21 protein-coding genes and 5 tRNA genes are annotated in these 25289 nt (G+C 38.9%); 6 read left to right on the plus strand and 20 right to left on the minus strand.

Features of this window, described 5'->3' with window-relative positions:
* Positions 1–74: 74 nt before the first annotated feature.
* Positions 75–1691, minus strand: coding sequence for an ArnT family glycosyltransferase (locus IC612_RS09735; RefSeq protein ID WP_194740001.1), 1617 nt, complete (start codon positions 1689–1691; stop codon positions 75–77).
* 67 nt (positions 1692–1758) lie between these two features.
* On the opposite strand from IC612_RS09735, the gene IC612_RS09740 reads away from it, so the two are divergent.
* From IC612_RS09740 to IC612_RS09760, 5 genes are read left to right on the plus strand one after another with little or no spacing between them, the layout of a single operon-like run.
* Positions 1759–2712: a glycosyltransferase family 2 protein gene (locus IC612_RS09740; protein ID WP_194740002.1), complete on the plus strand. Its 954-nt coding sequence runs from the start codon at positions 1759–1761 to the stop codon at positions 2710–2712.
* Positions 2645–3556 carry a lysylphosphatidylglycerol synthase transmembrane domain-containing protein gene (locus IC612_RS09745; protein ID WP_194740003.1) on the plus strand — a complete coding sequence of 304 codons (912 nt, stop codon included), beginning with the start codon at positions 2645–2647 and terminating at the stop codon, positions 3554–3556. The genes IC612_RS09740 and IC612_RS09745 overlap by 68 nt, the downstream gene beginning before the upstream one ends.
* A complete protein-coding gene (locus tag IC612_RS09750) occupies positions 3556–4266 on the plus strand; it encodes a CDP-alcohol phosphatidyltransferase family protein (protein WP_194740021.1) in 711 nt (236 codons plus the stop codon). Before IC612_RS09745 ends, IC612_RS09750 begins: the two co-directional genes overlap by 1 nt.
* Before the next feature lie 10 nt (positions 4267–4276).
* Positions 4277–5041, plus strand: coding sequence for a 3'-5' exonuclease (locus tag IC612_RS09755; protein WP_194740022.1), 765 nt, complete (start codon positions 4277–4279; stop codon positions 5039–5041).
* A 5-nt stretch (positions 5042–5046) separates the two neighbouring features.
* Complete coding sequence (locus IC612_RS09760) at positions 5047–5652, plus strand: fumarylacetoacetate hydrolase family protein (protein ID WP_194740004.1); 606 nt, start codon at positions 5047–5049, stop codon at positions 5650–5652.
* A gap of 87 nt (positions 5653–5739) precedes the next feature.
* Here IC612_RS09760 and IC612_RS09765 read toward each other — a convergent pair whose 3' ends face one another.
* The 18 genes from IC612_RS09765 to rpsU all read right to left on the minus strand — a co-directional run bounded on the left by IC612_RS09765 (position 5740) and on the right by rpsU (position 21366).
* Entirely contained in the window at positions 5740–6045 is a 306-nt protein-coding gene (locus IC612_RS09765) for a DUF3467 domain-containing protein (RefSeq protein WP_194740005.1), read from the minus strand.
* Positions 6046–6126: 81 nt separating this feature from the next.
* Positions 6127–10392, minus strand: a complete 4266-nt coding sequence (rpoC, locus tag IC612_RS09770; RefSeq protein WP_194740006.1) for a DNA-directed RNA polymerase subunit beta' — start codon at positions 10390–10392, stop codon at positions 6127–6129.
* Positions 10393–10460: 68 nt separating this feature from the next.
* Positions 10461–14297 carry a DNA-directed RNA polymerase subunit beta gene (rpoB, locus tag IC612_RS09775; RefSeq protein ID WP_194740007.1) on the minus strand — a complete coding sequence of 1279 codons (3837 nt, stop codon included), beginning with the start codon at positions 14295–14297 and terminating at the stop codon, positions 10461–10463.
* Positions 14298–14704: 407 nt separating this feature from the next.
* On the minus strand, positions 14705–15073 hold the full coding sequence (gene rplL / locus IC612_RS09780) for a 50S ribosomal protein L7/L12 (RefSeq protein WP_194740008.1): 369 nt from the start codon (positions 15071–15073) through the stop codon (positions 14705–14707).
* Between the two features lie 48 nt (positions 15074–15121).
* The gene (gene rplJ, locus IC612_RS09785; protein ID WP_194740009.1) at positions 15122–15694 is read right to left on the minus strand and encodes a 50S ribosomal protein L10; all 573 of its coding nucleotides are present in this window, start codon (positions 15692–15694) and stop codon (positions 15122–15124) included.
* A 12-nt stretch (positions 15695–15706) separates the two neighbouring features.
* Positions 15707–16399, minus strand: coding sequence for a 50S ribosomal protein L1 (rplA, locus tag IC612_RS09790; protein WP_194740010.1), 693 nt, complete (start codon positions 16397–16399; stop codon positions 15707–15709).
* A gap of 11 nt (positions 16400–16410) precedes the next feature.
* Positions 16411–16854 (minus strand): 50S ribosomal protein L11, encoded by a 444-nt coding sequence (rplK, locus tag IC612_RS09795; RefSeq protein WP_194740011.1) that lies wholly within the window; start codon positions 16852–16854, stop codon positions 16411–16413.
* A 206-nt stretch (positions 16855–17060) separates the two neighbouring features.
* Entirely contained in the window at positions 17061–17606 is a 546-nt protein-coding gene (nusG, locus tag IC612_RS09800; RefSeq protein WP_194740012.1) for a transcription termination/antitermination protein NusG, read from the minus strand.
* 11 nt (positions 17607–17617) lie between these two features.
* Positions 17618–17824, minus strand: a complete 207-nt coding sequence (secE, locus tag IC612_RS09805) for a preprotein translocase subunit SecE (RefSeq protein WP_194740013.1) — start codon at positions 17822–17824, stop codon at positions 17618–17620.
* Positions 17825–17836: 12 nt separating this feature from the next.
* A tRNA-Trp gene (locus tag IC612_RS09810) sits at positions 17837–17907 on the minus strand.
* Positions 17908–17959: 52 nt separating this feature from the next.
* The gene (gene tuf, locus IC612_RS09815) at positions 17960–19147 is read right to left on the minus strand and encodes an elongation factor Tu (protein ID WP_194740014.1); all 1188 of its coding nucleotides are present in this window, start codon (positions 19145–19147) and stop codon (positions 17960–17962) included.
* Positions 19148–19400: 253 nt separating this feature from the next.
* Positions 19401–19472 (minus strand) — tRNA-Thr (locus tag IC612_RS09820).
* A gap of 48 nt (positions 19473–19520) precedes the next feature.
* Positions 19521–19593, minus strand: a tRNA-Gly gene (locus tag IC612_RS09825).
* Positions 19594–19656: 63 nt separating this feature from the next.
* Positions 19657–19737, minus strand: a tRNA-Tyr gene (locus tag IC612_RS09830).
* A 22-nt stretch (positions 19738–19759) separates the two neighbouring features.
* A tRNA-Thr gene (locus tag IC612_RS09835) sits at positions 19760–19833 on the minus strand.
* A 98-nt stretch (positions 19834–19931) separates the two neighbouring features.
* A complete protein-coding gene (locus IC612_RS09840; protein WP_194740015.1) occupies positions 19932–20222 on the minus strand; it encodes an HPF/RaiA family ribosome-associated protein in 291 nt (96 codons plus the stop codon).
* Positions 20223–20244: 22 nt separating this feature from the next.
* Positions 20245–21105: a tyrosine-type recombinase/integrase gene (locus IC612_RS09845; protein ID WP_194740016.1), complete on the minus strand. Its 861-nt coding sequence runs from the start codon at positions 21103–21105 to the stop codon at positions 20245–20247.
* A 63-nt stretch (positions 21106–21168) separates the two neighbouring features.
* Positions 21169–21366: a 30S ribosomal protein S21 gene (gene rpsU / locus IC612_RS09850; RefSeq protein WP_194740017.1), complete on the minus strand. Its 198-nt coding sequence runs from the start codon at positions 21364–21366 to the stop codon at positions 21169–21171.
* A 125-nt stretch (positions 21367–21491) separates the two neighbouring features.
* Between rpsU and IC612_RS09855 the strand changes: the two genes are divergently transcribed.
* Positions 21492–24605, plus strand: coding sequence for a UvrD-helicase domain-containing protein (locus tag IC612_RS09855; RefSeq protein ID WP_194740018.1), 3114 nt, complete (start codon positions 21492–21494; stop codon positions 24603–24605).
* A gap of 11 nt (positions 24606–24616) precedes the next feature.
* On the opposite strand, the gene IC612_RS09860 is transcribed toward IC612_RS09855, so the two are convergent.
* Positions 24617–25126 (minus strand): ferritin, encoded by a 510-nt coding sequence (locus tag IC612_RS09860; RefSeq protein ID WP_194740019.1) that lies wholly within the window; start codon positions 25124–25126, stop codon positions 24617–24619.
* Positions 25127–25289 lie beyond the last annotated feature (163 nt).

The following is a 25289-nucleotide window of genomic DNA, read 5'->3' on the forward strand; positions in this document are numbered from 1 at the left end:
CAAATGTTTAATTATCCATTCCATATCAATTTCAGTACTTTACTCCAGTACTAGCTATTAAACAGTTTTGAACATTATAAAATCTCAACAATTATCATTTTGGAAAGCTGCTCCGCTCTTCTCTGGGGATTTATAAACTTAGCACTCAATCTGGTAATTCTAAAGTCATTTTCAGCTCTTATTATTTTGTAAGAACGCTTCAAATTAAGCAGTGAAGATTCATGCAACACTACCCACTGCCCCGCCTCGAGGGATTCGGGAGAAATTCTAGGAGTATTTCTAGAAGTATAAAAATCAAATGCCCACGACTCACTTCCCTCTAACATTACAATATTGTCTTTTGACATTTCTTTTCTATTTACCCACTGAGCTAGAGTATAGCTTCCTTGATACTGAGTAAGTATAGGATAAAAATGACTATTTAGAAACATGTTCAAAGAAACCGAGCCGATTAACGCTATCCATAGAATCTTTCCTGCTTCGCCCTTTGAATCCCTAAGACCAATAGCCACAAGGAGAAAACTAAGTGCCACAAGAATTAGTAAAAACCAACTTACCACACCCGTAAACGCAAGCAGTAGAACTAGTACAAGTAGTAGAGCGATTATCACAACGAATATTTGTATACCCTTTAAAAACTTTAGAATACCCTTTGTCTTTTCTTCTGATAAATAAGCGACAACTAGAATGGATAATAGTGGTAAAAGACCGTTTAAATAATGAGGCAATTTGAAGGAAGAAAGGCTAAACAAAAGCATAACCCCCCAGAAAGAACCTATCGTTAATACTTCACGCGAATTAATCATGCTAAATCTACTGCGAACCAACTCTGCAGTTCTGAAATACACCGCGAAGTACAAGGGAACAGAGAGCGGAAGAAACACCCATAATAAAGCATGAAAGAAAAAGAATGGATCCGAATGCGTGGATCCAAAATCACTTCCATCCAACCTACCCAGGCTTTGTCCTATCAATATAAATTCTATTCCCTTTGCGCCAAACTGAGAGTAGTAGGCATAGAGGACCGGTGCAATGCCCAAAGCGAATCCAGATACAATATAAATCATCCTTTTAGAAAAGAAAATGCTCCACTTTCGACTATAGGTGAGGTATGATAAAACTGCTATACCTATAATCACCACCGGCATCAATCCCTTTGCATCAAAAGAGATGGCTGCACTCAGACCTGCCACAAACCCATAGTACCATTTTCCCCGCTGTAAAAATTGAACAAAGAGATAGACAGACAATATAACAAACCCCGTCAATACCGCGTCCGTTCTAACATCGTGACCTGACAGAATTATAGATTGAGAGCAAAGAAACACTAGACTAGCCACTTGCCCTATATGGCGCTGCGGATAAAGGACATCAAATAATTTCTTGGTTGCGACTGCTCCTATTGCCAAAGATATAATTGCGGGTAGGCGATAGGCTATGTGGTTTACGCCAAACACTTCCATAGCTAATGCGGATAGCCAAAAATGCATATGGGGCTTATCCAAATAAGCGTTCTCCCCCTTGAATAGATTAAGATAATCTCCGGTAAGTGTCATTCGCATAGCCATTGATGCATGTTGAGCCGAATCGTTTTGCATCAAGGGCACCATCGTTCCTAGTATGTAAATAAGTCCGATTCCGATGTAGAGGGTCCAAAGTTGACGTGAGCTGAGAAATGGGTTGTTGCGCATCAAGGTGGTTGTTTTTTCGTATTTTTGCATGACAATCTTTGCAAAAATAACAATATAAAGGCATTTTATGAATTCCGATAAATTCTATTCACTGATTATCCCGATGTATAACGAACAGGGCAATGCTTCGTTACTAATAGATAGGATTAATGAGGTACTTCATAACTACCCTTACGAACTTATTTTGATTGATGATTTTTCAACCGATGGCACCGTAAAAGAAATAAAATCCAAGAATGACCCCCATGTTATTCTTGTGGAATTGAAGAAAAACTATGGGCAGAGCAGTGCTATGATGGCTGGCATTGATATAGCGAAAGGAGATTATATTATAACCCTTGATGGTGATTTGCAGAATGATCCATCTGACATTCCTGCAATGGTAAATCTTTTGGAGCAGGGAGATTACGACCTGGTTGTTGGAAAACGTGCAAAAAGAAAAGATTCTTCATTACGCACTGTGCCCTCAAGGATAGCCAATTTCATAATTAAACACAGCACCAAGCTCCAGATTTCGGACCAGGGATGTGCTCTAAAAGTATTCACCCGTGATACGGCAAAAGAACTAAATCTTTATGGAGAAAATCACAGGTTTATAAGTTTATTAGCGCATCTAAACGGTGCACGAATTACTGAAATGCCTGTAAAGCACCATGCACGTCAGTTTGGGGAGTCCAAATACGGAATGAACCGGACGTTCAAAGTAATTAATGACTTACTGCTAGTTCTCTTCAATCAGCGTTATTTATCCAAGCCCATATATTTGTTTGGAAACATTGGAATGGCGGCATTTACTTTAGGGATGTTTATTAATGCCTATTTATTTATTCTTAAGATAATGGGTAATGAAATCGGAACGCGCCCCCTTCTTATACTAGGAGTCCTTCTCGTATTTATGGGAATTCAATTCTTTACCACAGGAATCATAGTTGATATGTTGATGAAGACCTATTATGAATCTCAAAGTAAAAGACCGTTTAATATCCGTAAAATCAGTCGCTTTGGAGAGCAAGCCGTTTAAAAAGAAGTTAATTGGATTCGCTAAGATCGTAGTTAGTGTGGTACTACTCTACTATGCAATATCCAATATTTCTACAGAGCAGCTATTATCTTTATGGTCAGAAATTTCGTTATTCTATTTGATTCTTAGTACATTTCTTTTTCTTTTATCACAGTTACTTTCCACTGCTAGATTAAACATTTACTTTGAAAGCAACGGAATTAGACTTGATTATTGGACCAATGCAAAGTTGTATTTGGTTGGTATGTTCTATAACTTTTTTATTCCCGGAGGAATTGGTGGCGATGCGTACAAAGTATATTCACTGAAACAACATCTTGGCTACGGAATAAAAAAGTCAGGTTTTGCATTACTAATGGACCGTTTCAACGGCTTTACAGCAATTTTGGTATTGATTGGTGTGGGTGTAGCATTTATAGTGCCTACTCTAAGATCGTATCTGATTGTTTTCGGTCTCGTGCTCTTTTTTTTAGCTTATTTATTAAAATACTTCAACAGATTTTCTACAACCCAAACATTACTCCATGTTAAAGCGTTCGTGCTTTCGATTTGTATCCAGGTGCTTCAGGCGGGAAGTTTTATTGTTCTAGCGAAAGGTTTGGGTATCGATGATAAGTACGTTGAGTACTGTGTGCTGTTTCTCTCAAGTTCTATATTAAGTCTAATATCGTTCGCAGGAATTGGTGCAAGGGAAGTGCTTTTTCTTGAAACCAGCCAGTATTTCCAAATTGATCCTCAAGCTAGCATAGCAGCTTCCTTGCTTTTTACATTTATTACTGCGTCCGTCAGCATTTTTGGATTATATTACCATTTCAAATCTCCTCTAAAACAAAAGCTAAAATGATGTTATTTATCAAGAATAATTTAGCCAACCTTTTAACACTACTAAATCTTGGTGCCGGAACGGTTTGTGTGATAGCCCTCTTAGACGGAAATTACACACTTGCAGCCATCTGCCTGATAGTTTCATTGGTAATGGACTTTTTCGATGGTTTTGTAGCACGGCTTCTAAAGGCTGACTCTGCCCTTGGTATACAGTTGGACTCTTTAGCCGATATGGTAAGTTTCGGCGTGGTGCCTGGCATTGCTATGTACTTAATGTTAAGTCCATTCCAACACCAATTCTTAAACGTCGAACTACCTTTTGAAGTAAAATATATTGGACTTTTGATCACGCTATTCTCATGCCTTAGGTTAGCTATTTTTAATATCGACACGGAACAGGCTTATTATTTCAAGGGCTTAAATACACCTACAAATACACTATTGATCTTTTCACTTGCACATCTTGCATACCAAGACGATGCAATGGTTATAACAGATAATGCTGCATACTTAGTATTTATAACACTATTAAGTTCCTATCTGCTGGTAAGCCCTATAAAAATGATTGCCTTAAAATTTAAGAGTCTACGAATAAAGGACAATATCCCCAAATTAGTTTTGCTCGCTGGGTGTGTGTTATTAATCTTTATGTTTGGATTAGCAGGGATACCCTTAAGTGTGGTCTATTACGTATTGGTATCCCTTGTTTTCCAACGTCAATTCAACTAATATTTAAATGATGAATTTAAAACTTCATAAACCTCTTTGTGTATTTGATCTGGAAACTACGGGAATAAATGTAGCGAAAGACAGAATAGTGCAAATATGCGTCATGAAAGTAAATCCAGACGCTTCGCGGGAAACCCGCACCTGGCTTGTGAATCCCCAAATACCCATTCCGTCGGCAGCAACGGCGGTGCATGGAATTAACGATGAACAGGTAAAAGATTGTCCTACTTTTGGTGAAATCGCGGGAAAAATAATGGAGATGATCGCCGGATGTGACCTTGCAGGTTTTAATTCTAATAAATTTGATGTTCCTCTGCTTGCAGAAGAACTTTTGCGGACTGGGATTGATTTTGACCTTTCCAAGTTTCGTTTGGTAGACGCCCAGGTTATTTACCATAAGATGGAGCCGAGAACTCTGGGCGCAGCATACGAATTTTATTGTGGAAAAAAAATGGAAAATGCGCATGATGCTGAATATGATGTACTTGCAACATTTGAGGTCTTAGATGCTCAGGTAGCTCATTATCAGGATTTGCCAAATGAAATTGGACATTTGAGCGAATTCTCATACCACCAAAAGAGCGCTGATTTAGCCGGAATGGTATCTTTCAATGAACAAGGTGAGGAGATCTTCTCTTTCGGAAAATATAAGAATCAAGCAGTCCGGGATGTATTCAAAAAAGATCCTGGGTATTATGGATGGATACAAAATGCGGATTTCCCCTTATATACTAAAAAAGTACTAACAGGAATCTACTTAAAATCTAAATTTTAATTAATATGAAGCTCATATGCATCGGAAGAAATTATGCTTTGCACGCTAAGGAACTTGGAAATGAAGTACCTGAAGATCCAGTAATATTTTTGAAACCCGACACTGCGGTGCTTAAAGGGCGGGATTTTTACTTACCGGACTTCTCGCAAGATGTGCACTATGAACTTGAACTTATTGTCAAGATAAGTAAGACGGGAAGATATATTACACCAGAAAATGCAGACAAGCATTACGAAAATATAGGATTAGGAATTGATTTTACTGCACGTGATTTGCAAGCTAAATTAAAAAACAAAGGACTGCCATGGGAGCTGTCGAAAGGCTTTGACGGTTCGGCAGTTTTAAGTGAATTTTTACCCAAAAACGATTTTAAAGTAGAAAATCTCGAATTCCATTTGGAGAAAAATAAAAACGTGGTGCAAAGGGGTAACACCACGCAAATGCTCTTTGCTATTAAGGACATCATTGCATTTGTTTCTCGCTATTTTACATTAAAAGTGGGAGATATTATATTTACCGGAACACCGGCAGGTGTTGGTAAAGTCGCAGAAGGCGACCGACTGCAAGGATATTTAGAAGATAAAAAATTACTTGATATTGTAGTTCATTAAATAAAAAAATGCCCCTAAAAAGTGTCTAACTTTTTGGGGGCAGTTCATTGCTGTCAGATTTTTTTTTTAAATCAAAGCTTATTTTTTTTAAGCTTGCACATTATTTTGACCAACTACAAAAGGCTCTACTTCTTTAATTTCTCCGAATTGTTGCTCATAATTGGCAATATTCTGCTGAAGTGCAGTAAGTACTCTCTTGGCATGAAGTGGAGCAAGAATTACTCTTGAACGCACATTCGCCTGTTGTACTCCTGGCATTAATTGAATAAAATCAAGTACAAATTCTGAAGGAGAATGGTTTACAAGTGCTAGGTTACAATATACGCCCGCTGCTACCATTTCATTCAAATTAATGTTTAGGTTTCCATCTTGTGGATTCTGGTTGTTTTCCATTTTCTGTTATTTATAAGTTTATAAGAATCTTGGGTCTACAAAGTTAATGTTTCCTTGCAAACCCAAATATTCTAATTGGTATTAATTTAAATCTTCAAACTCTTTTTTCGAGCCGACAATCACATTTTGATACTCTCTGAGACCGGTACCGGCTGGAATTCTATGACCAACAATTACGTTCTCTTTCAAACCATTCAGCTCATCTACCTTACCTGAAACCGCAGCTTCATTAAGTACTTTGGTTGTTTCCTGGAAGGAAGCGGCTGACATAAACGATTTGGTCTGAAGTGCAGCACGGGTAATACCTTGTAGCACTGGAGTAGCAGTAGCTGGAAGTGCTTCACGAACTTCAACAAGCTGAAGATCCTCTCTCTTTAGTTTGGAATTTTCATCTCTTAGTTCTCTTGCATTAATCATCTGACCTGGCTTGAATTCTTTCGAATCGCCGGCGTCAGTAACTACTTTCAGCCCAAATATTCGGTTGTTCTCCTCCAAGAAGTCATACTTATGCTCTAAGGCACCTTCCAAGAATTGGGTATCTCCACCGTCCACAATCTCGACTTTAGTCATCATCTGACGAACAATTATCTCGAAATGTTTATCGTCAATTTTCACCCCCTGAAGTCTATATACCTCTTGGATTTCATTCACTAAGTATTCCTGAACTGCAGTCGGTCCCTTGATTTTAAGAATATCGTCTGGCGTTACTGATCCGTCAGACAATGGAGAGCCCGCACGAACAAAGTCATTTTCCTGAACTAAAATCTGATTGGAGAGCTTTACTAGGTAAATACGTCTTTCACCCGTTTTAGCCTCCACAATAAGTTCGCGATTACCTCTCTTAATCTTACCGTAGGATACCACACCGTCGATTTCAGTTACTACCGCAGGATTTGAAGGATTTCTGGCTTCAAATAATTCAGTCACCCTTGGAAGACCACCGGTGATGTCCCCTGCTTTTGCAGATTTTCTTGGAATCTTAATTAGAACTTTTCCAGCCTTAATCTTTTCTCCGTCATTTACCATTAAGTGAGCTCCTACCGGCAGGTTATATGCTTTGAGTTCCTCACCTTTAGTATCTACAACTCTAAGGGTAGGTACGGCCTTCTTATTTCTTGATTCTGTGATTACTTTTTCCTCAAATCCGGTTTGTTCGTCAATTTCTAACTGGAATGATACACCTTGAATAATATCTTCATATTCTACCTTACCAGCAGACTCTGCGATAATTACTGCATTATATGGATCCCATTTAGCAATCAGATCACCTTTCTTCACCTTATCTCCTGGTTTTACAGAAAGAGATGCACCGTACGGTAAATTAGCAATCATTAATGGTGTTCTAAGCTCATTGTCCGCTACTAATCTAAATTCTGTAGATCTAGAAACAACAACTTCATGTGTTTCACCAAATTCATTCTCTGAAGTTACTGTACGAACTTCATCCATTTCAACAATACCGTCTCTTTTGGCAACTATGGAAGGATTTTCTGAGACGTTACCAGCAGTACCACCTTGGTGGAAAGTTCTTAAGGTTAGCTGGGTCCCAGGTTCCCCAATGGATTGCGCAGCAATAACTCCTACAGCCTCACCCATATGGATTGGTTTCCCCGTGGCCAGGTTACGTCCGTAACATTTTGCGCAAATTCCCCTTTTGGCTTCACACGTTAGAGGCGAGCGCACTTCAACGGCTTCTATACCTGCATCTTCGATCTCCTTAGCAACAGCTTCAACGATAATTTCATCTGCATTAACGATTAGATCGTCGGTCTCTGGGTGGTACACATCGTGTAAGGATACACGACCGAGAATTCTCTCCGAAATTCGTTCAACAATCTCATCGTTCTTTTTCAATGCTGCAACTTCAGTTCCTCTGAGCGTTCCACAATCTGTTTCCGTCACAATAACGTCCTGGGCAACGTCCACAAGTCTACGTGTCAAATAACCTGCATCCGCAGTTTTAAGAGCCGTATCCGCAAGACCTTTACGAGCACCGTGGGTAGAAATGAAGTACTCCAAAATGGAAAGTCCCTCCTTAAAGTTTGCTACAATTGGGTTTTCAATAATTTCAGCACCAGTAGATCCAGCTTTTTGAGGCTTAGCCATCAAACCTCTCATACCGGATAACTGTCTAATCTGTTCCTTAGAACCCCTTGCACCGGAATCAAGCATCATATAAACTGAATTAAACCCACCTTGATCGGTCTTCATTCGGCTCATGATCATCTCTGTTAAACCTGCATTGGTATTAGTCCAAACGTCAATAACCTGATTATAACGCTCAGTATCAGTAATTAGACCCATGTTGTAATTGGCTCTAATTTCATCAACACTTTCCACTGCTTGAGCTATCATGGTCTTTTTCTCCGCTGGGATTACGATGTCTCCAAGCGAGAAGGACAATCCTCCCTTGAATGCATTAGAGTATCCAAGGTCTTTCATATCATCAAGGAATTTCACTGTAGTAGGGAAATCCGTATCAGCTAGTATGCGACCAATAACGTTTCGAAGTGACTTCTTAGTAAGTAATTCATTAACAAAGCCAACTTTCTTAGGTACAATTTGGTTGAACAGTATTCTACCTACTGTAGTTTCAATGAGCTTAACAACTAACTCACCATTTTCCTTAACTGGAAGGCGACAACGAACTTTGGCATTTAAGCTTACTTTACCTTCATTGTACGCAATTTCAGCTTCCTCAGGAGAATAGAAAGCCAAACCTTCACCTTTTATTTTAACTTCGTCAGTTGAAGAAGCTTCTTTGGTCATAAAATACAGTCCCAATACCATGTCCTGCGAAGGAACAGTAATTGGTGATCCGTTTGCAGGGTTAAGAATATTTTGCGAACCAAGCATTAGCAACTGAGCTTCGAGAATGGCTTCTGGCCCCAATGGGAGGTGTACTGCCATCTGGTCACCGTCAAAGTCGGCATTAAATGCCGTGGTAACAAGTGGGTGAAGCTGGATTGCCTTACCTTCAATCATTTTTGGTTGGAAAGCCTGAATACCTAATCTGTGAAGTGTAGGTGCCCGGTTTAACAAAACTGGGTGACCTTTCATTACATTCTCCAATATATCATATACCACTGGTTCCTTCCGGTCAATGATACGTTTTGCAGACTTTACTGTTTTAACAATTCCTCTTTCAATTAACTTCCTTATTATAAATGGCTTGTATAATTCAGCTGCCATGTCCTTTGGAAGTCCACATTCATGCAATTGAAGGTTGGGTCCCACTACAATTACGGAACGTGCGGAATAGTCAACCCTTTTACCAAGCAAGTTTTGACGGAAACGCCCTTGTTTCCCTTTCAGGGAATCCGATAAGGATTTCAATGGACGATTAGATTCGGACTTAACTGCAGAAGATTTACGCGTGTTATCGAATAATGAATCCACTGCTTCCTGCAGCATTCTTTTTTCGTTTCGTAAGATTACTTCTGGCGCTTTAATTTCCAGAAGCCTCTTCAGTCTATTATTACGAATAATTACCCTACGGTAAAGATCGTTCAAATCAGAAGTTGCAAAACGTCCTCCATCTAGTGGAACAAGTGGTCTAAGCTCAGGTGGAATCACAGGTAGAACACGCATAACCATCCATTCCGGCTTATTAATCATCCTGGTATTTGCACCTCGCAATGCTTCTACTACATTAAGACGTTTTAATGCTTCCGTTCTTCTCTGTTTAGAGCCTTCGTTGTGCGCTTTGTGACGTAAGTCAAAAGACAAAGCATCTAAGTCAATACGACGCAGCAATTCTTCAACAGCTTCCGCTCCCATCTTAGCAATAAACTTATTTGGGTCAGAATCGTCAAGATACTGGTTTTCCACTGGTAAGGTCTCCATAACATCAAGGTATTCCTCTTCTGTTAGGAACTCCATTGTATCGAAATCTGAACCGTCGGCTTTCTTAGCAATTCCTTGTTGGATCACAACGTATCTCTCATAGTAGATAATCATGTCAAGCTTCTTGGAAGGTAATCCAAGTAAGTATCCAATCTTGTTCGGTAAAGAACGGAAATACCAGATATGAGCCACTGGCACTACAAGATTAATATGCCCGATTCTTTCTCTTCGTACTTTTTTCTCTGTAACTTCTACACCACAACGGTCGCAGACAATACCTTTATATCGAATACGCTTGTACTTACCACAAGCACATTCGTAGTCTTTAATAGGCCCAAAGATTTTTTCACAAAATAACCCATCACGCTCAGGCTTGTGCGTCCGGTAATTGATAGTCTCGGGCTTTAGGATTTCTCCTCTTGATTCCTGAAGTATAGACTCCGGGCTTGCAAGTCCGATAGTGATTTTATTAAATCTACTTGATTTATTTTTATTTGACATTTGTTAGATTTTAGATTTAGGATGTTAAATTTTACTTCTGGAAGGTAATTCCATCATAATCTGTAAAATTATTCTTCAAGTCTTATATCCAGACCTAATCCCTGCAATTCATGGAGTAAAACGTTAAATGATTCCGGAATTCCTGGTTCAGGCATTGCCTCACCTTTAGCGATTGCTTCGTACGTTTTCGCACGTCCAATAACATCATCCGATTTCACTGTTAGAATCTCTCTTAGAATATTTGATGCACCGAAAGCTTCCAGTGCCCACACTTCCATCTCTCCGAATCTTTGACCACCAAATTGAGCCTTTCCTCCCAATGGTTGCTGTGTAATAAGAGAGTACGGTCCAATGGATCTAGCGTGCATTTTATCGTCTACCATATGCCCCAACTTAAGCATGTAAATAACTCCTACGGTCGCAGGCTGGGCAAAACGTTCTCCAGTACCACCATCGTACAGGTAGGTGCTTCCATAGCGAGGAAGTCCTGCCTCATCGGTATACTTAGTAATATCATCGAGCGACGCACCATCAAAAATTGGAGTAGCGAATTTAAGACCAAGCTTTTTCCCTGCCCATCCTAATACAGTCTCGTAAATCTGACCAATATTCATCCTGGAAGGTACCCCTAGTGGGTTTAGCACAATATCTACTGGAGTTCCATCCTCTAGGAATGGCATATCTTCTTCACGCACTATACGTGAAACGATACCCTTGTTTCCGTGACGTCCTGCCATCTTATCGCCCACATTGAGTTTTCTCTTCTTGGCAATATAGACTTTAGCAAGTTTCATAATTCCCGCAGGAAGCTCATCTCCGATGGAGATAGCAAACTTTTCACGGTTTTTTATACCTGCAATGTCGTTGTACTTGATTTTATAGTTGTGGATTAATTGCTTAATTAACTCGTTCTTTTCCGAATCAACAGTCCAATCCGCACCACTTACATTTACATAATCCTCAACGCTTTGTAAAAGCTTAGTGGAGAATTTAACTCCTTTCCCAATTATTTCCTCGTTGAGATCATTGTTTACACCTTGGGACGTTTTACCATTTACTAGTATTCCTAATTTTTCAATTAGTGTATTACGCAATTCAGTGAATTTCTCTTTGTAGCTGTTCTCTATCTCTTCAAGTCTTAATTTTTCTTCTGCTCTTTTCTTCTTATCCTTGATATTTCTGGAGAACAGTTTCTTATTAATAACAACTCCGCGAAGGGAAGAATCGGCTTTTAAAGAGGCGTCTTTTACATCACCTGCCTTATCTCCGAAGATTGCTCTAAGAAGTTTTTCTTCAGGAGTAGGGTCAGACTCACCTTTAGGTGTAATCTTACCAATCATAATGTCTCCGGGCTTCACTTCTGCTCCAATGCGAATCATCCCGTTCTCATCAAGGTCTTTAGTTGCTTCCTCAGAAACGTTCGGGATATCCGCAGTAAGTTCCTCCATACCTAGTTTGGTATCTCTTACTTCAAGAGAATACTCGTCCACGTGAATAGATGTGAACCAATCCTCTCTTACAACTTTTTCATTTATAACGATTGCATCCTCAAAGTTGTAACCTTTCCAAGGCATGAATGCCACTGTCAAGTTTCGTCCTAAAGCAAGCTCACCATTTTCTGTAGCATAACCGTCACATAGTACTTGTCCTTCCTCAACTCTATCTCCTACGCGAACGTTTGGACGTAAAGTAATGGTAGTACTTTGGTTTGTTTTACGGAATTTCGTGAGCTTATAGGTTTTGGTAGCACTCTCAAAACTTACTAGATCAGCATCTTCGCTTCTTTCGTACTTGATAACAATTCGGTCAGCGTCTACATATTCTACAACTCCCGGTCCTTCTGCATTAATTAGAATACGCGAATCTTTAGCTACTTGCTTTTCAAGGCCGGTACCAACTACTGGTGCTTCCGGCTTCAATAATGGTACTGCCTGACGCATCATGTTGGATCCCATTAAGGCACGGTTAGCATCATCGTGCTCTAGGAATGGAATTAACGAAGCAGAGATACCTGAAATCTGATTCGGAGCTACGTCGATTAGATTTACTTCTGAAGGTTCCACTACTGGGTAATCACCATCTAAACGGGCAATTACTCTTTCAGTCTGAATTGTACCATCTGTATTTAAATCAATGTTCGCCTGAGCAATCACCTTATCTTCTTCATCCTCTGCGTTTAAGTAAATTGGTTCGGACTGAAGGTCAACCTTCCCATTTTCTACCTTACGGTATGGTGTCTCAATAAATCCTAAACTATTAATCTTGGCATAAATACCCAATGACGAAATAAGACCAATGTTTGGACCTTCAGGGGTTTCAATTGGACAAATTCTACCATAATGTGTATGGTGAACGTCACGTACTTCAAACCCTGCACGCTCTCTTGAGAGACCTCCAGGTCCTAATGCGGATAATCTACGTTTGTGCGTAATCTCCGACAGTGGATTGGTTTGGTCCATAAACTGAGATAGCTGATTGGTACCAAAGAAAGAGTTTATAACTGAAGTTAATGTTTTAGCATTTACTAGATCCGTAGGAGTAAATATCTCATTATCGCGCACATTCATTCTTTCACGAATAGTTCTAGCAATACGCGACAAACCTACTCCAAACTGTCCCGCCAATTGCTCACCAACGGTTTTGATCCTTCTATTGGATAAGTGGTCAATGTCATCCACCTCCGTCTTAGAATTCGCAAGTTCGATCAAGTGTCTTACAATCGCTATAATATCTTCCTTGGTTAATACTTCTGTATCTTCAGGAATGTTAAGTCCTAGTTTCTTATTGAGTCGGTAACGTCCTACCTCTCCTAAAGAGTACCTTTGCTCAGAGAAGAATAATTTATCAATAATACCTCTCGCTGTCTCTGTATCGGGTGGATCTGCATTCCTTAACTGTCTGTAGATGTACTCTACCGCTTCGATTTCAGAGTTGGTAGGGTCTTTCAGTAAAGTATTCTGGATTATTGAAAACTCATTTGAATTTTCCTTGTGGATTAGAATTGTTTTAACACCTGCATCAAGTATAATATCGATATGCTCCTTTTCAAGGACCGTTTCGCGCTCTAATATAATCTCGTTTCTCTCTACCGATACTACCTCGCCAGTATCTTCGTCTACGAAATCTTCAAACCATGAGTTTAGCACTCTGGCAGCTAAAGTACGTCCTTCCACTTTTTTCAAAGCAGCTTTAGACACCTTCACCTCTTCAGCTAGATCAAAAATTTGAAGGATATCCTTATCCGACTCGTATCCAATTGCTCTTAATAGTGTCGTTAAAGGAAGTTTCTTTTTACGATCAATATATGCATACATTACATTATTGATATCCGTGGTAAACTCCATCCAAGACCCTTTGAAAGGAATAATTCTTGAGTAATAAAGTTTGGTTCCATTCGCGTGATAGGTCTGTCCAAAGAATACACCAGGAGATCGGTGCAACTGAGTAACTATTACACGTTCTGCTCCATTTATAATAAAGGATCCTGAAGGAGTCATGTAAGGTACAGGTCCCAAATAAACGTCTTGAATAACTGTCTGGAAATCTTCATGTTCCGGATCTGTACAATACAATTTTAGTCTGGCCTTTAAAGGCACAGAATATGTTAATCCTCGCTCAACACATTCATCGATGGAATAGCGTGGAGAATCAACCAAGTAGTCAATAAATTCCAATACAAACTGATTCCTAGAATCGGTAATTGGAAAGTTTTCCTGAAAAGTCTTATAAAGACCTTCATTCAATCTTGATTCAGGCAGCGTATCTAGTTGGAAAAATTCCTTAAACGATGCAATTTGCACGTCAAGAAAATCCGGAGACACCACTCTACCCTTGGACTCCGCAAAATTAATCCGCTCTGTGGCCTTAATCTCTACGGTGCTTTTTGTTGCTTTAGATTTACTCATAAAGTAATAAAAAAAATAGGTTGGTTAAAAATATTTTGATTTTAAAAATATTAGAAAAAGAGTGAAATAAATAGAAGAAAGTGTTATCCGTTACAATAAGATTCTGTCTACTTAGGCGTCTTTTCCTACTGCAACACCGGTATATCTTTTCACGGAGTAGTGCAAAATATTCTTACAACGCTTAGAAGTTGTCCTGGAACAAAACAAAAATTGCCTCATTATCATAGATAATGACGCATTACAAGTCTATTTAAAAGTTTTGAACAACGGATAACTTCAAAGGACTGCAAATGTACGACTTATAATTTAATTTCACAAGCCCCTTAGTTACTCCCCCCTAGGTGTGACTACAACAAAAAAATCGCCAGGCGTTAGCCTAGCGATTAATATAGAACGTGCGAAATGAATTACTTCAATTCTACTTCAGCTCCAGCTTCTTCAAGTTGCTTCTTAAGTGCCTCAGCTTCGTCTTTGGATATTCCCTCCTTAATTGCAGCAGGAGCTCCATCAACCATATCTTTAGCTTCTTTAAGACCTGCACCTGTTAAATCTTTAACTAATTTAACTACGGCTAGCTTAGAAGCACCTGCAGATTTAAGGATTACGTCGAATTCTGTTTTCTCTTCAGCAGCTTCTCCAGCGCCACCACCAGAAACTACAACTGCCGCAGCAGCTGGCTCGATTCCGTACTCATCCTTAAGGATTGCAGCTAATTCATTTACGTCTTTTACTGTTAGGTTTACTAGCGTTTCAGCTAAGTTTTTTAAATCTGACATTGTGATAATGTTTTAAATGTTGAACGATTATAATTTTTTGAGTGTGTATTATTCAGCAGAGGTTGTTTCTGCAGATTCTCCTGCAGCATCCTCTGTAGACGGCTGTTCAGCAGCAGTCTCAGTTTGCTCAGATCCTTCTGTTGCATCAGGTCTGTTCTGAAGTGCAGATACCAATCTTTGGATTGGAGATTGAAGAAGTCCGATGATTTCTCCAAGCATTTCTTCCTTGGACTTGATATTTGCAAGGGCTTCAAGATTGTTGTCACCAACATAAATAGTCTCCTGAAGGTAAGCAGCTTTCAATGCAGGCTTCTCTTCTTTCTTTCTGAAATCTCTAATTAATTTAGCAGGTCCGTTCGCGGTTTCGGAAATCATAAGTGCAGAATTCCCCTTGAACGACTCAAACATTTCAGAGTAATCTACATCCATGCCCTCCATTGCTTTTTGGAGAAGGGTGTTTTTTACTACCTTAACTTTGATATTGTTTTTAAAAGCCTGTCTTCTGAAATCTGATGACTTCGCAGCATTCAAGCCTTCAAGATCTGCAACATAGACTACTTTAGCGTCCTGAAGCATATCTTTAATTTCTTGTATTACTAATACTTTATCTTCTTTAGTCATTTTGTACAGATTTTAGTTTACAGATTTAGAATCAATAGCAATTCCAGGACTCATAGTAGAAGATAGATAAATACTCTTCACGTAGGTGCCCTTTGCTGCTGTAGGCTTAAGCTTGATAAGGGTCTGGATAAGTTCCTGAGCGTTCTCCTTGATCTTTTCAGCATCGAACGACACTTTACCAATAGCTGCGTGAATAATACCGTATTTGTCTACTTTAAAGTCGATTTTACCTGATTTTACCTCAGATACTGCTTTACCTACTTCCATAGTAACGGTTCCAGATTTTGGATTTGGCATTAGACCTCTTGGACCTAATATTCTACCCAAAGGACCTAATTTTCCCATTACAGCCGGCATAGTTACAATTACATCTACATCAGTCCAACCGCTCTTAATCTTGTCAAGATACTCGTCAAGACCAACATAATCTGCTCCAGCAGCTTTAGCTTCAGCTTCTTTATCAGGAGTTACAAGAGCAAGTACTTTAACATCTTTTCCAGTACCGTGTGGTAGAGAAACTACACCACGAACCATCTGATTAGCTTTACGAGGATCAACACCAAGGCGAACAGCAATGTCCACAGAAGCGTCGAACTTCGCGGTATTTACTTCCTTTACTAAAGCAGAACCCTCTTCAAGGTTATAGATTCTTCCCTTCTCAACTTTACTTAAAGCTTCCTTTTGTTTCTTAGTCAATTTTGCCATTTCAATCAGATTTAAGCGTTAGTTGGTTTAGCTCCAGTTACTCTAATTCCCATAGATCTTGCAGTTCCAGCAACCATAGATAGAGCAGCGTCAATCGTGAAACAGTTAAGATCGGTCATTTTATCTTCTGCAATTTTCTTCACCTGATCCCATGATACAGCGCCAACCTTGTTACGGTTAGGTTCTCCAGAACCACCTTTTAACTTGGCAGCCTCAAGAAGTTGAATAGCGACAGGAGGTGTTTTGATGACAAATTCAAACGATTTATCTTCGAAAACTGTAATTACTACAGGTAACACTTGTCCTGGCTTGTCCTGAGTTCTACCATTAAATTGTTTACAAAACTCCATGATGTTCACACCAGCGGAACCTAAAGCAGGACCTACTGGAGGAGAAGGATTAGCAGCGCCACCCTTCACCTGAAGTTTTACCATTTTAAAGACTTTTTTAGCCATTTTATTTTTTTTTAATTTGAATAATGAATGAGTTTGGAAGCATTATTATTCATACCGCTTGTTTATCTCACCTCACACAGCGGTATTTCGGTTTGCAAAATTATAACATTTTTTTTAATTAACAATACAATTAACTAAAAATCAAAAACTTTACATAAAAAAACCGTCTTAAAAAGACGGCATATTAGTTTGTTCTCAATCGCTTACTACACAACTTTCTCCACTTGCATAAAATTTAACTCCATTGGAGTCTTGCGACCAAAGATCATAACAGACACTTCTACTTTCTTCTTATCTTCTAGAATCTTTTCAACAGTACCATTGAATCCGTTAAAAGGTCCATCGATTACTTTCACACTTTCTCCAACTACATATGGAATTGCCATCTCAGTAGCATATTCGGAAAGCTCATCCATTCTACCAAGCATACGGTCTACTTCGGATTTACGCATTGGTACAGGATCCCCTCCTTTGGTCAAACTCAAAAAAGAAATAACTCCTGGGATATTTTTGATAACGTGTGGAACTTCACCTGTTAAATTAGCTTCCAACATCAAATACCCCGGATAATAAGGCCTTTCTTTTGGAACTTTCTTGCCATTCTTCAATTGAATGACTTTTTCCATAGGAATTACTACCTGCGTTACATATTGATCAAACCCAAGTCTCTGAATTTCATTTTCGATATAGGTCTTAACCTTATTCTCCTGTCCGCTAACCGCCTTTAACACATACCACTTCAAATCACTCATCTCTGCAGTTTTTAGTTGAACAGATTAATTAACATGGCGAGAGCATTTTGTATAAACTCACTAAACAAGGTATCCACCCCGAATAAAAATATAGCCAACAATACAGTTGCAATAGTCACTACAATTGTAGAAGACTGCAAGTCAGGCCATTTTGGCCATTCGACTTTATCTTTAAATTCAGAATAGGAACCTTTTAAAAAATTTACAAATGAACTCATAATCTAGATTTGCACGGGCACAAGGATTCGAACCCTGATCAACGGTTTTGGAGACCGGTATCCTACCATTGGACGATGCCCGTATTTAAAAAGTTCCGTAAGTTTCCTTACGGAACTTTATATATTGGATATTAATTAGTCTAGGATTTCAGTTACCTGACCTGCACCAACTGTTCTACCACCTTCTCTGATCGCAAATCTAAGACCTACGTTAAGAGCGATTGGTTGAAGAAGTTCAACAGTAATAGTCAAGTTATCTCCTGGCATTACCATCTCTACACCTTCTGGTAAGAAGATCTCACCAGTAACGTCAGTAGTTCTAACGTAGAACTGTGGACGGTACTTGTTATGGAATGGTGTGTGACGACCACCTTCTTCTTTTGAAAGAATATAAACCTCAGCTTTGAATTTTTTGTGTGGCTTAACAGAACCTTGCTTAGCGATAACCATACCTCTTCTGATATCGGTTTTCTCAATACCTCTAAGAAGTAGACCTACGTTATCTCCAGCTTCACCTCTGTCAAGAATCTTTCTAAACATTTCAACACCAGTTACAGTAGAAGTAAGTTTTTCCTCACCCATACCTACGATGTCCACAGCGTCACCTGAGTTGATTACACCAGCTTCGATTCTACCTGTTGCCACAGTACCTCTACCAGTAATAGAGAATACATCTTCAATTGGCATTAGGAATGGCTTGTCTTGATCTCTCACAGGAAGTTCAATCCAAGTATCAACGGCATCCATAAGTTCTTCTACAGTTGCAACCCACTTAGGCTCACCGTTAAGTGCACCAAGAGCTGAACCTTGAATTACTGGAGAGTTATCACCATCGTACTCATAAGTAGATAGAAGATCTCTAAGCTCAAGTTCTACAAGCTCAAGAAGCTCTGGGTCATCTACCATGTCCACTTTGTTCATGAAAACTACAACCTTAGGTACGTTTACCTGACGGCAAAGAAGGATGTGCTCTCTAGTTTGTGGCATTGGACCATCAGTAGCAGCACACACAAGGATAGCACCATCCATCTGGGCAGCACCTGTTACCATGTTTTTCACATAATCCGCGTGACCTGGACAGTCTACGTGTGCGTAGTGTCTGTTTTCAGTTTCGTATTCAATGTGCGCAGTATTGATAGTAATACCTCTTTCTTTTTCCTCTGGAGCAGAGTCAATTGCTGAGAAGTCTCTCTTTTCAGCTAAACCTTTATCTGCCAATACTTTAGAGATAGCAGCAGTTAAGGTAGTCTTACCGTGGTCAACGTGACCAATAGTACCAATGTTTAAGTGTGGTTTGCTACGATTAAACGTTTCCTTTGCCATGATTTAAATTATTTATTTAATTACTTTTTTGATTTTCGGTCTGCAAATATAGTGATTTTTTATATATTAAAACCTTTTTGAAAAAAAATTGGTTTAGTATCATTCTCAATTACTTGCGAGCAACTAGTCAAAATTTCTAAGGTCTAAAATTACAATTATTTTTCCAAACCGAGAAAACGAAATTTTACACCACTAAATCAAAAAGAGGCTTGAATTACCAATTAAAAAGTCCTGAATTAATCAGGACTTTTAGAGCCAACGATGAGATTTGAACTCACGACCTCTTCCTTACCAAGGAAACGCTCTACCCCTGAGCTACGTCGGCAGAATTTTTAAAAAAAAAATCACATCCGCTTAGGAGTGATTTTCTTAGAGCGGAAGACGGGGGTCGAACCCGCGACATTCAGCTTGGAAGGCTGACGCTCTACCAACTGAGCTACTTCCGCATGATTGTTGGTAAACGGTATGCAAATTTACTAATAAATCCGCAAACTGCAAACAAAAAAAAGTGGGGAGAGCAGGATTCGAACCTGCGAAGCCGAAGCAACTGAGTTACAGTCAGTCCCATTTGACCGCTCTGGAATCTCCCCAATACTTTTAATTACAAAAACGAGCCTCCAGAGGGATTCGAACCCACGACCCCGAGATTACAAATCACGTGCTCTGGCCAACTGAGCTATGGAGGCAAATTTCAAAAGAACTTTTTCTCTTTTTGCGAGTGCAAATATAATGTTGTTTTTTTGAAATTAACAAATATTTATGCCTGTTTTTTTTACATTTATTTTTAAGCTAATTCTTTTTTCTTGATTAGCAGCTTTTTAGCTGTATCCACACATAAATCCAAAGACGCTTCAAAAGAAGCAGATGTTTTCTTTACTACTATATCATCTCCCGGAACTACCAGCTTTAACTCTGTTGTTTTGTTTTCTTTATCGGAAGCATTTTCAACTTTTAAAAATATCTGACACTCTATGATTTTATCATAAAAAGTGTCAAGTTTATTAACTTTTTTGTCGATATACTCCTCTAACGGCTGGTGTGGGGTCAACCCAATGGCCTGTACTGTGATTTTCATAATAAAATTATTTATATGTTAGTTATTTTTTTGATCTTGGATGCGATTTTTCAAATACATCTTTCAATTTTTCAATATCTGCGTGCGTGTACACTTGGGTGGAGGCTAAGCTTGAGTGGCCTAACAAACTTTTGACAACCGAAATCTCCGCACCATTTCCTAATAAATGAGTCGCGAAACTATGTCTTAACATATGTGGACTACGCTTTGTTTTGGCGCTGACCAAACTAAGATAATTCTTTACTTGAAGATAAACAAACTTTTGGTTTAATTTCAAAGCTCTTGGTGAAAGCAACAGCCACTTTAAGTCCGATTCTGGACGGGCCTCCACAATGTACTGCGACAATTTCTTTGCCAATTCTACTCCAACAGGCACAATTCTTTGCTTGTTTCCTTTACCCGTGACATGGAGTTCCCTTTTCGAAGGATTCCAATCATCTAATACTAAATCACATAACTCGGATTTCCGTATACCGGTCTGATACAGTAATTCAATTATCATGTACGTTAGAGGCGAGACTTGTTCTCCTTGGAGAATACCAGATAACTCATCCATTTCATCCCTAGAAAAAGGAATTTGTTTTTCAGCAAAAACTTTAAGCGAGTCTATTCCCAATGTAGGATCCACAGCTAGTAGCCCCACCCTCATGGCAAACTTATAGAAAGAACGCAAAGCAGAAAGTTTACGATTGATTGATCGCTTTGAAAATCCTGCGGTGTGGAGTGCCACTACAAAAGAACGTATATGGCTTTTTTCAGCTTTATCGATTGTGGTTGGAAATGCAAAATGTCCAAAATCACACAGATCCTTACTATAACTTTGTACTGTATGTTTTGAATATCGTTTCTCTGACTCTAAATATTTTATGAACGCTTCTACCATAAAAAAAAATCACTTCCCAAATATACATTTAGAAAGTGACAATATAGTAACGTTATTTAATCCTTAAGCCTGCTCCTCTCGGCTAGCTTCTCTTTGTTTGTGGGAAGCTTTAGCTACCTTGGCTCTTTTAGTTACAGATGGCTTGATGAATTGCTGTCTAGATCTTAATGAACGTACGACACCTGTTTTATCAAATTTTCTTTTGTATCTCTTTAGAGCTCTATCGATAGACTCTCCGTCTTTTACTGGAATTATTAACATATTTTACATCTCATTTTGGATTGCAAAAATAATAAATATTTTATTATCTGCAAATTTTCTTTCCAAAATTAAATGTTGGTTGTATTGTAGTATATTTACCTATCCTTCATTTAATACGTCTGCATATGGATAATACCGCACTACCTCTTCAAATTTTAACCGCCTCTGCAGGATCCGGTAAAACGCATGCGTTGGTAGAACGTATCCTTTCTATATGTTTAAAGAAAGAAAAGGGCCATACCGAAATAAGACACATTCTGGCACTGACCTTCACAAACAAAGCAGCCAATGAAATGAAGGAGAGAATTTTAATGTGGTTACAGGAGTTTACTCACCAAGACTATCAGCAAAGCACCAAATTAAATGAACTTCGCAAAAAACTCAGCGTGCAAGGAGTTGAAGTGGACTTACTTACTTTGCACAGTCGCAGCGTACTTTTACTTCAATATATATTGCACAATTATTCCGCGATTAACATTAGCACAATTGACAAGTTCAATGCGAAAATTGTAAAGAGTTTTTCCCAGGAATTAGGTTTAGCCCACCAATTTAACCTTGAAATTGATGCTGCACCGTTTGTCCTAGAAGCAGTTGACTCACTAATAAATGAAGTTGGAGTCAACCCCCAACTCTCGTTCGTGCTGTTGGACTACCTCCGATACAATCAGGATGAACAAAAGCACACCTCTTTACCCAAGCTTCTTTTTGACAAAAGCAAGGAATTTATCAACGACGTCAACTATCAGGGCTTAAAGGATAATGAGGCATTTAATTGGACCGCATACGATGCTACCCGTACGCAACTAAGGGACAAAATAAAAAGCCTGAACTTAACCATTGAAACGACGAAGGCTGAATTAACAGATCTAATAAACGAACGTAATTTCTCGGCAGAAGACTTTGACGGTCGCACCTATAGTATCTTTAATTGGGTAAAGAAGTTAGAAAGTAACAAGTTTGATACGAATAAGACTATACAAAGATTCTTAAGTGGAGAACCGCTAGCACATAAAAAAGCCACTGCAGTAGTAAAGCAAAAACTTGAAGAGATCGAGGACAGGGTACGGCACTTGGCACACACCCTCATAGAAGCTCATACAAATAAAGAAGAACTGAAATTTATTCTAAAGGAGATTTTACCATTAGTTATTTTCAAAGAGATCGAAAGAAAGATAAAACAAATTGAAGACGAAAACGACATCGTGTTGTTATCAAAGTTTAATACACTAATCTATGAGAACCTGAAAGACGAACCTTCACAGTTTATCTACGAGAAAATAGGCACGAAGTTCCATCATTTTTTTGTAGATGAATTTCAGGATACCTCACTTATGCAGTGGCTAAATTTAGTGCCCCTAAAACACAATGCAATAAGTTCTTCAGGGCATAGCTTCACCTTAATTGGAGACCCCAAACAAAGCATATATGGATTTCGAGGAGGGGACAGTCAGCTTATGATCGACCTTATTGCAGAGGCAGAAAAAAACCAAAAAACCTCCTATGTAAATAAGCTTAAGAATAACTACCGCAGCGCCAAAAACGTTGTTTTATTCAATAACGATTTATACAAAAGAATCAGCGCACTACTCCTAGATGTCTCACACCGGGAAATGTTTAGTGACGCAGTGCAGGAGCATGTTTCACAGGAGGAAGGCAGAGTCCGACTTTTTTATTCCAATACAAAGGGAATCGCAGCAAAAGATGAATTCCTCAGCCAGATGCAGAAGGACATTCAACAGTGCTTGCATGATGGATATACTCTGTCGGACATTACCATTCTGCTACGAAGCAATAGTGACATCCGGTATTTCGCGCAAGCATTAGGAAAAATGCTAATAATAGAAAATGGTACTGAAACATATATTTCCACTTTATCGGATCAGGGACTAACTTTAGACCTTTCTTCCACAATACTTGCGCTGATCGAATATCTACAGTGGGAACTACAGCCACAAAAAACAGAAAATTTAATTAATTTCTTATATTATCTTAACCAAACGGGAAAGTTAGATTTTAAGGATTTCACACAAGAAACGTTACATATTTTAAACCTTACCGATAAACATTCGATTCTCAAGTACCTTAGAGAACATCATGACATAGAATTACCCCTTTACATTAAGCCTTCCATAGCACTCTATAGTACAATTGAATCTCTTTTGCACAAACTGAGTGTTCCAGGTGTTGAGACCATATACATTCTGAATTTCCTGGAAACTGTATATAATTTTTCCCAAGCGCGAAGTGCCAATTTCCAAGATTTAATTTCCTACTGGCAAGAGGAAGCACATAAAGTATCAATAAAAGCAAGTGAAAGCATAAATGCGATCCGGCTAATGACTATTCATGCCGCTAAAGGACTTGAGTTCCCAGTGGTCTTCATTCCATATATGGGACCAACAAAAAAGACACCATTCGACTGGTACCCTATTGAGGAATTCCCTGGTCTGAAATCAGTACGAGTTAACAAACTCCCCTTTCCTCTTAGCAGCCCGCATCAGCAGGCCTTTCAGGAAAAATTAGCAACTCGCAAAGACTTGGAAGAACTTTGCGTGCTCTATGTGGCAACCACTAGAGCAGTGAGTCAATTACATCTTTATATAGAAAAGGAAAACAAAACTGAGGGCAGTGAAGATTTAAAAAAGAACTTACGTCAATGGTATCCACCAACTGGAGATTTATATGAAGTTGCCGGTACTCTGGAACTAGACCAACGCGCAAACGACCGAAAGGAAACGGACGTGCAGAAAATTCAGTTAACTACCAATAAATACTCTAAAGTATCCAACGTGCGAATTGCCACGCCTTCAAAAAGTTACCAAGCCCGAAATGAATCCGTTCGAATTGGACTGCTTATGCATGAGATACTGGAAAAAACTACTGGTCCGGAGAATATTGCATCTACGCTAAAACGTTATGCATTGGAAGGCATAATAACTACCATTGAAAAAGAAACTATAGAAAAAAGGATTCTATCGCTATTTGAGAACCACCCCGAACTACTTTCGTTACATCTAAAGTTCCCCAACCGGGTCGAACAGGAAGTGCTTTTACAAACTCCAGATACTAAAACAGTATTAAGAATGGACCGCGTGGTAGAAACACCTGAGGGCATAATAATAATAGATTACAAAACAGGCAGCCCTAAACCGCATCACGAGCGGCAGATGACTGCCTATAAAGAAAGTTTAGAAAATATTGGACTTAAAGTGCTAAGCACTAAGCTGATATATCTGTAGATTTTATGTACTTAAGCTTCTGCTGCGGGATTAAATACCCTCTGGCCTAATTCCTGATCAAATAGATAGAGTGCCGAAGGATTATCCCGAACCATTTTTATCTTAGATACCAAGAGAGACGCCGAAGACTCCTCCTCGACCTGTTCGTTTATAAACCATTGCAAAAATGAAGTGGTTGCAAAATCACCTTCGTCGTTAGCGGCCTTTACAATATTAAAAATACTACGTGTCACTGATTTTTCGTGCTCCAGTGCTTTTTCAAACACATCTAAAGCATCTATAAATTCATTCGGAGGTTGCGAGATAGCTAAGATTTTAATTTCTCCTCCCACATCTGCCAAATAATCGAACATTTTATCGGCATGCATAAGCTCTTCCTTGCTTTGGACCCGGAAATAGTTTGCTATTCCTTCCAAATCCCTAGATGTAAACCATGCAGACATGGCTAGGTAGTATTGTGCGGCGTATTGCTCTTTTGCTATCTGCTCGTTAAGTAAAGAAGCTATCTTAGAAGTGATCATATTTTTTTTTATAAAAGTACCACATATTTACTAAAAAAAGAAAGAGGCTGTCCCCATAACTAAAATGAGGACAGTCTTTTGTTTTTAGCCAATTGGGGTTAAAAAAGTAGATTTTGGGTTTTTAGCCCAAGCAGAAGGACGGTTTATGCCGTCCTTTTCTTGA

The organism is Planobacterium oryzisoli, from assembly GCF_015354315.1.
In the GTDB taxonomy this organism is placed as follows: domain Bacteria; phylum Bacteroidota; class Bacteroidia; order Flavobacteriales; family Weeksellaceae; genus Planobacterium_A; species Planobacterium_A oryzisoli.

What these genes read in the sequence shown, in the direction of transcription:
- IC612_RS09735 (WP_194740001.1), bottom strand. Translation starts at nt 1,691, where the DNA reads ATGCGCAACAACCCATTTCTCAGCTCACGTCAACTTTGGACCCTCTAC.
- IC612_RS09740 (WP_194740002.1), top strand. Translation starts at nt 1,759, where the DNA reads ATGAATTCCGATAAATTCTATTCACTGATTATCCCGATGTATAACGAA.
- IC612_RS09745 (WP_194740003.1), top strand. Translation starts at nt 2,645, where the DNA reads ATGAATCTCAAAGTAAAAGACCGTTTAATATCCGTAAAATCAGTCGCT.
- IC612_RS09750 (WP_194740021.1), top strand. Translation starts at nt 3,556, where the DNA reads ATGTTATTTATCAAGAATAATTTAGCCAACCTTTTAACACTACTAAAT.
- IC612_RS09755 (WP_194740022.1), top strand. Translation starts at nt 4,277, where the DNA reads ATGAATTTAAAACTTCATAAACCTCTTTGTGTATTTGATCTGGAAACT.
- IC612_RS09760 (WP_194740004.1), top strand. Translation starts at nt 5,047, where the DNA reads ATGAAGCTCATATGCATCGGAAGAAATTATGCTTTGCACGCTAAGGAA.
- IC612_RS09765 (WP_194740005.1), bottom strand. Translation starts at nt 6,045, where the DNA reads ATGGAAAACAACCAGAATCCACAAGATGGAAACCTAAACATTAATTTG.
- rpoC (WP_194740006.1), bottom strand. Translation starts at nt 10,392, where the DNA reads ATGTCAAATAAAAATAAATCAAGTAGATTTAATAAAATCACTATCGGA.
- rpoB (WP_194740007.1), bottom strand. Translation starts at nt 14,297, where the DNA reads ATGAGTAAATCTAAAGCAACAAAAAGCACCGTAGAGATTAAGGCCACA.
- rplL (WP_194740008.1), bottom strand. Translation starts at nt 15,073, where the DNA reads ATGTCAGATTTAAAAAACTTAGCTGAAACGCTAGTAAACCTAACAGTA.
- rplJ (WP_194740009.1), bottom strand. Translation starts at nt 15,694, where the DNA reads ATGACTAAAGAAGATAAAGTATTAGTAATACAAGAAATTAAAGATATG.
- rplA (WP_194740010.1), bottom strand. Translation starts at nt 16,399, where the DNA reads ATGGCAAAATTGACTAAGAAACAAAAGGAAGCTTTAAGTAAAGTTGAG.
- rplK (WP_194740011.1), bottom strand. Translation starts at nt 16,854, where the DNA reads ATGGCTAAAAAAGTCTTTAAAATGGTAAAACTTCAGGTGAAGGGTGGC.
- nusG (WP_194740012.1), bottom strand. Translation starts at nt 17,606, where the DNA reads ATGAGTGATTTGAAGTGGTATGTGTTAAAGGCGGTTAGCGGACAGGAG.
- secE (WP_194740013.1), bottom strand. Translation starts at nt 17,824, where the DNA reads ATGAGTTCATTTGTAAATTTTTTAAAAGGTTCCTATTCTGAATTTAAA.
- tuf (WP_194740014.1), bottom strand. Translation starts at nt 19,147, where the DNA reads ATGGCAAAGGAAACGTTTAATCGTAGCAAACCACACTTAAACATTGGT.
- IC612_RS09840 (WP_194740015.1), bottom strand. Translation starts at nt 20,222, where the DNA reads ATGAAAATCACAGTACAGGCCATTGGGTTGACCCCACACCAGCCGTTA.
- IC612_RS09845 (WP_194740016.1), bottom strand. Translation starts at nt 21,105, where the DNA reads ATGGTAGAAGCGTTCATAAAATATTTAGAGTCAGAGAAACGATATTCA.
- rpsU (WP_194740017.1), bottom strand. Translation starts at nt 21,366, where the DNA reads ATGTTAATAATTCCAGTAAAAGACGGAGAGTCTATCGATAGAGCTCTA.
- IC612_RS09855 (WP_194740018.1), top strand. Translation starts at nt 21,492, where the DNA reads ATGGATAATACCGCACTACCTCTTCAAATTTTAACCGCCTCTGCAGGA.
- IC612_RS09860 (WP_194740019.1), bottom strand. Translation starts at nt 25,126, where the DNA reads ATGATCACTTCTAAGATAGCTTCTTTACTTAACGAGCAGATAGCAAAA.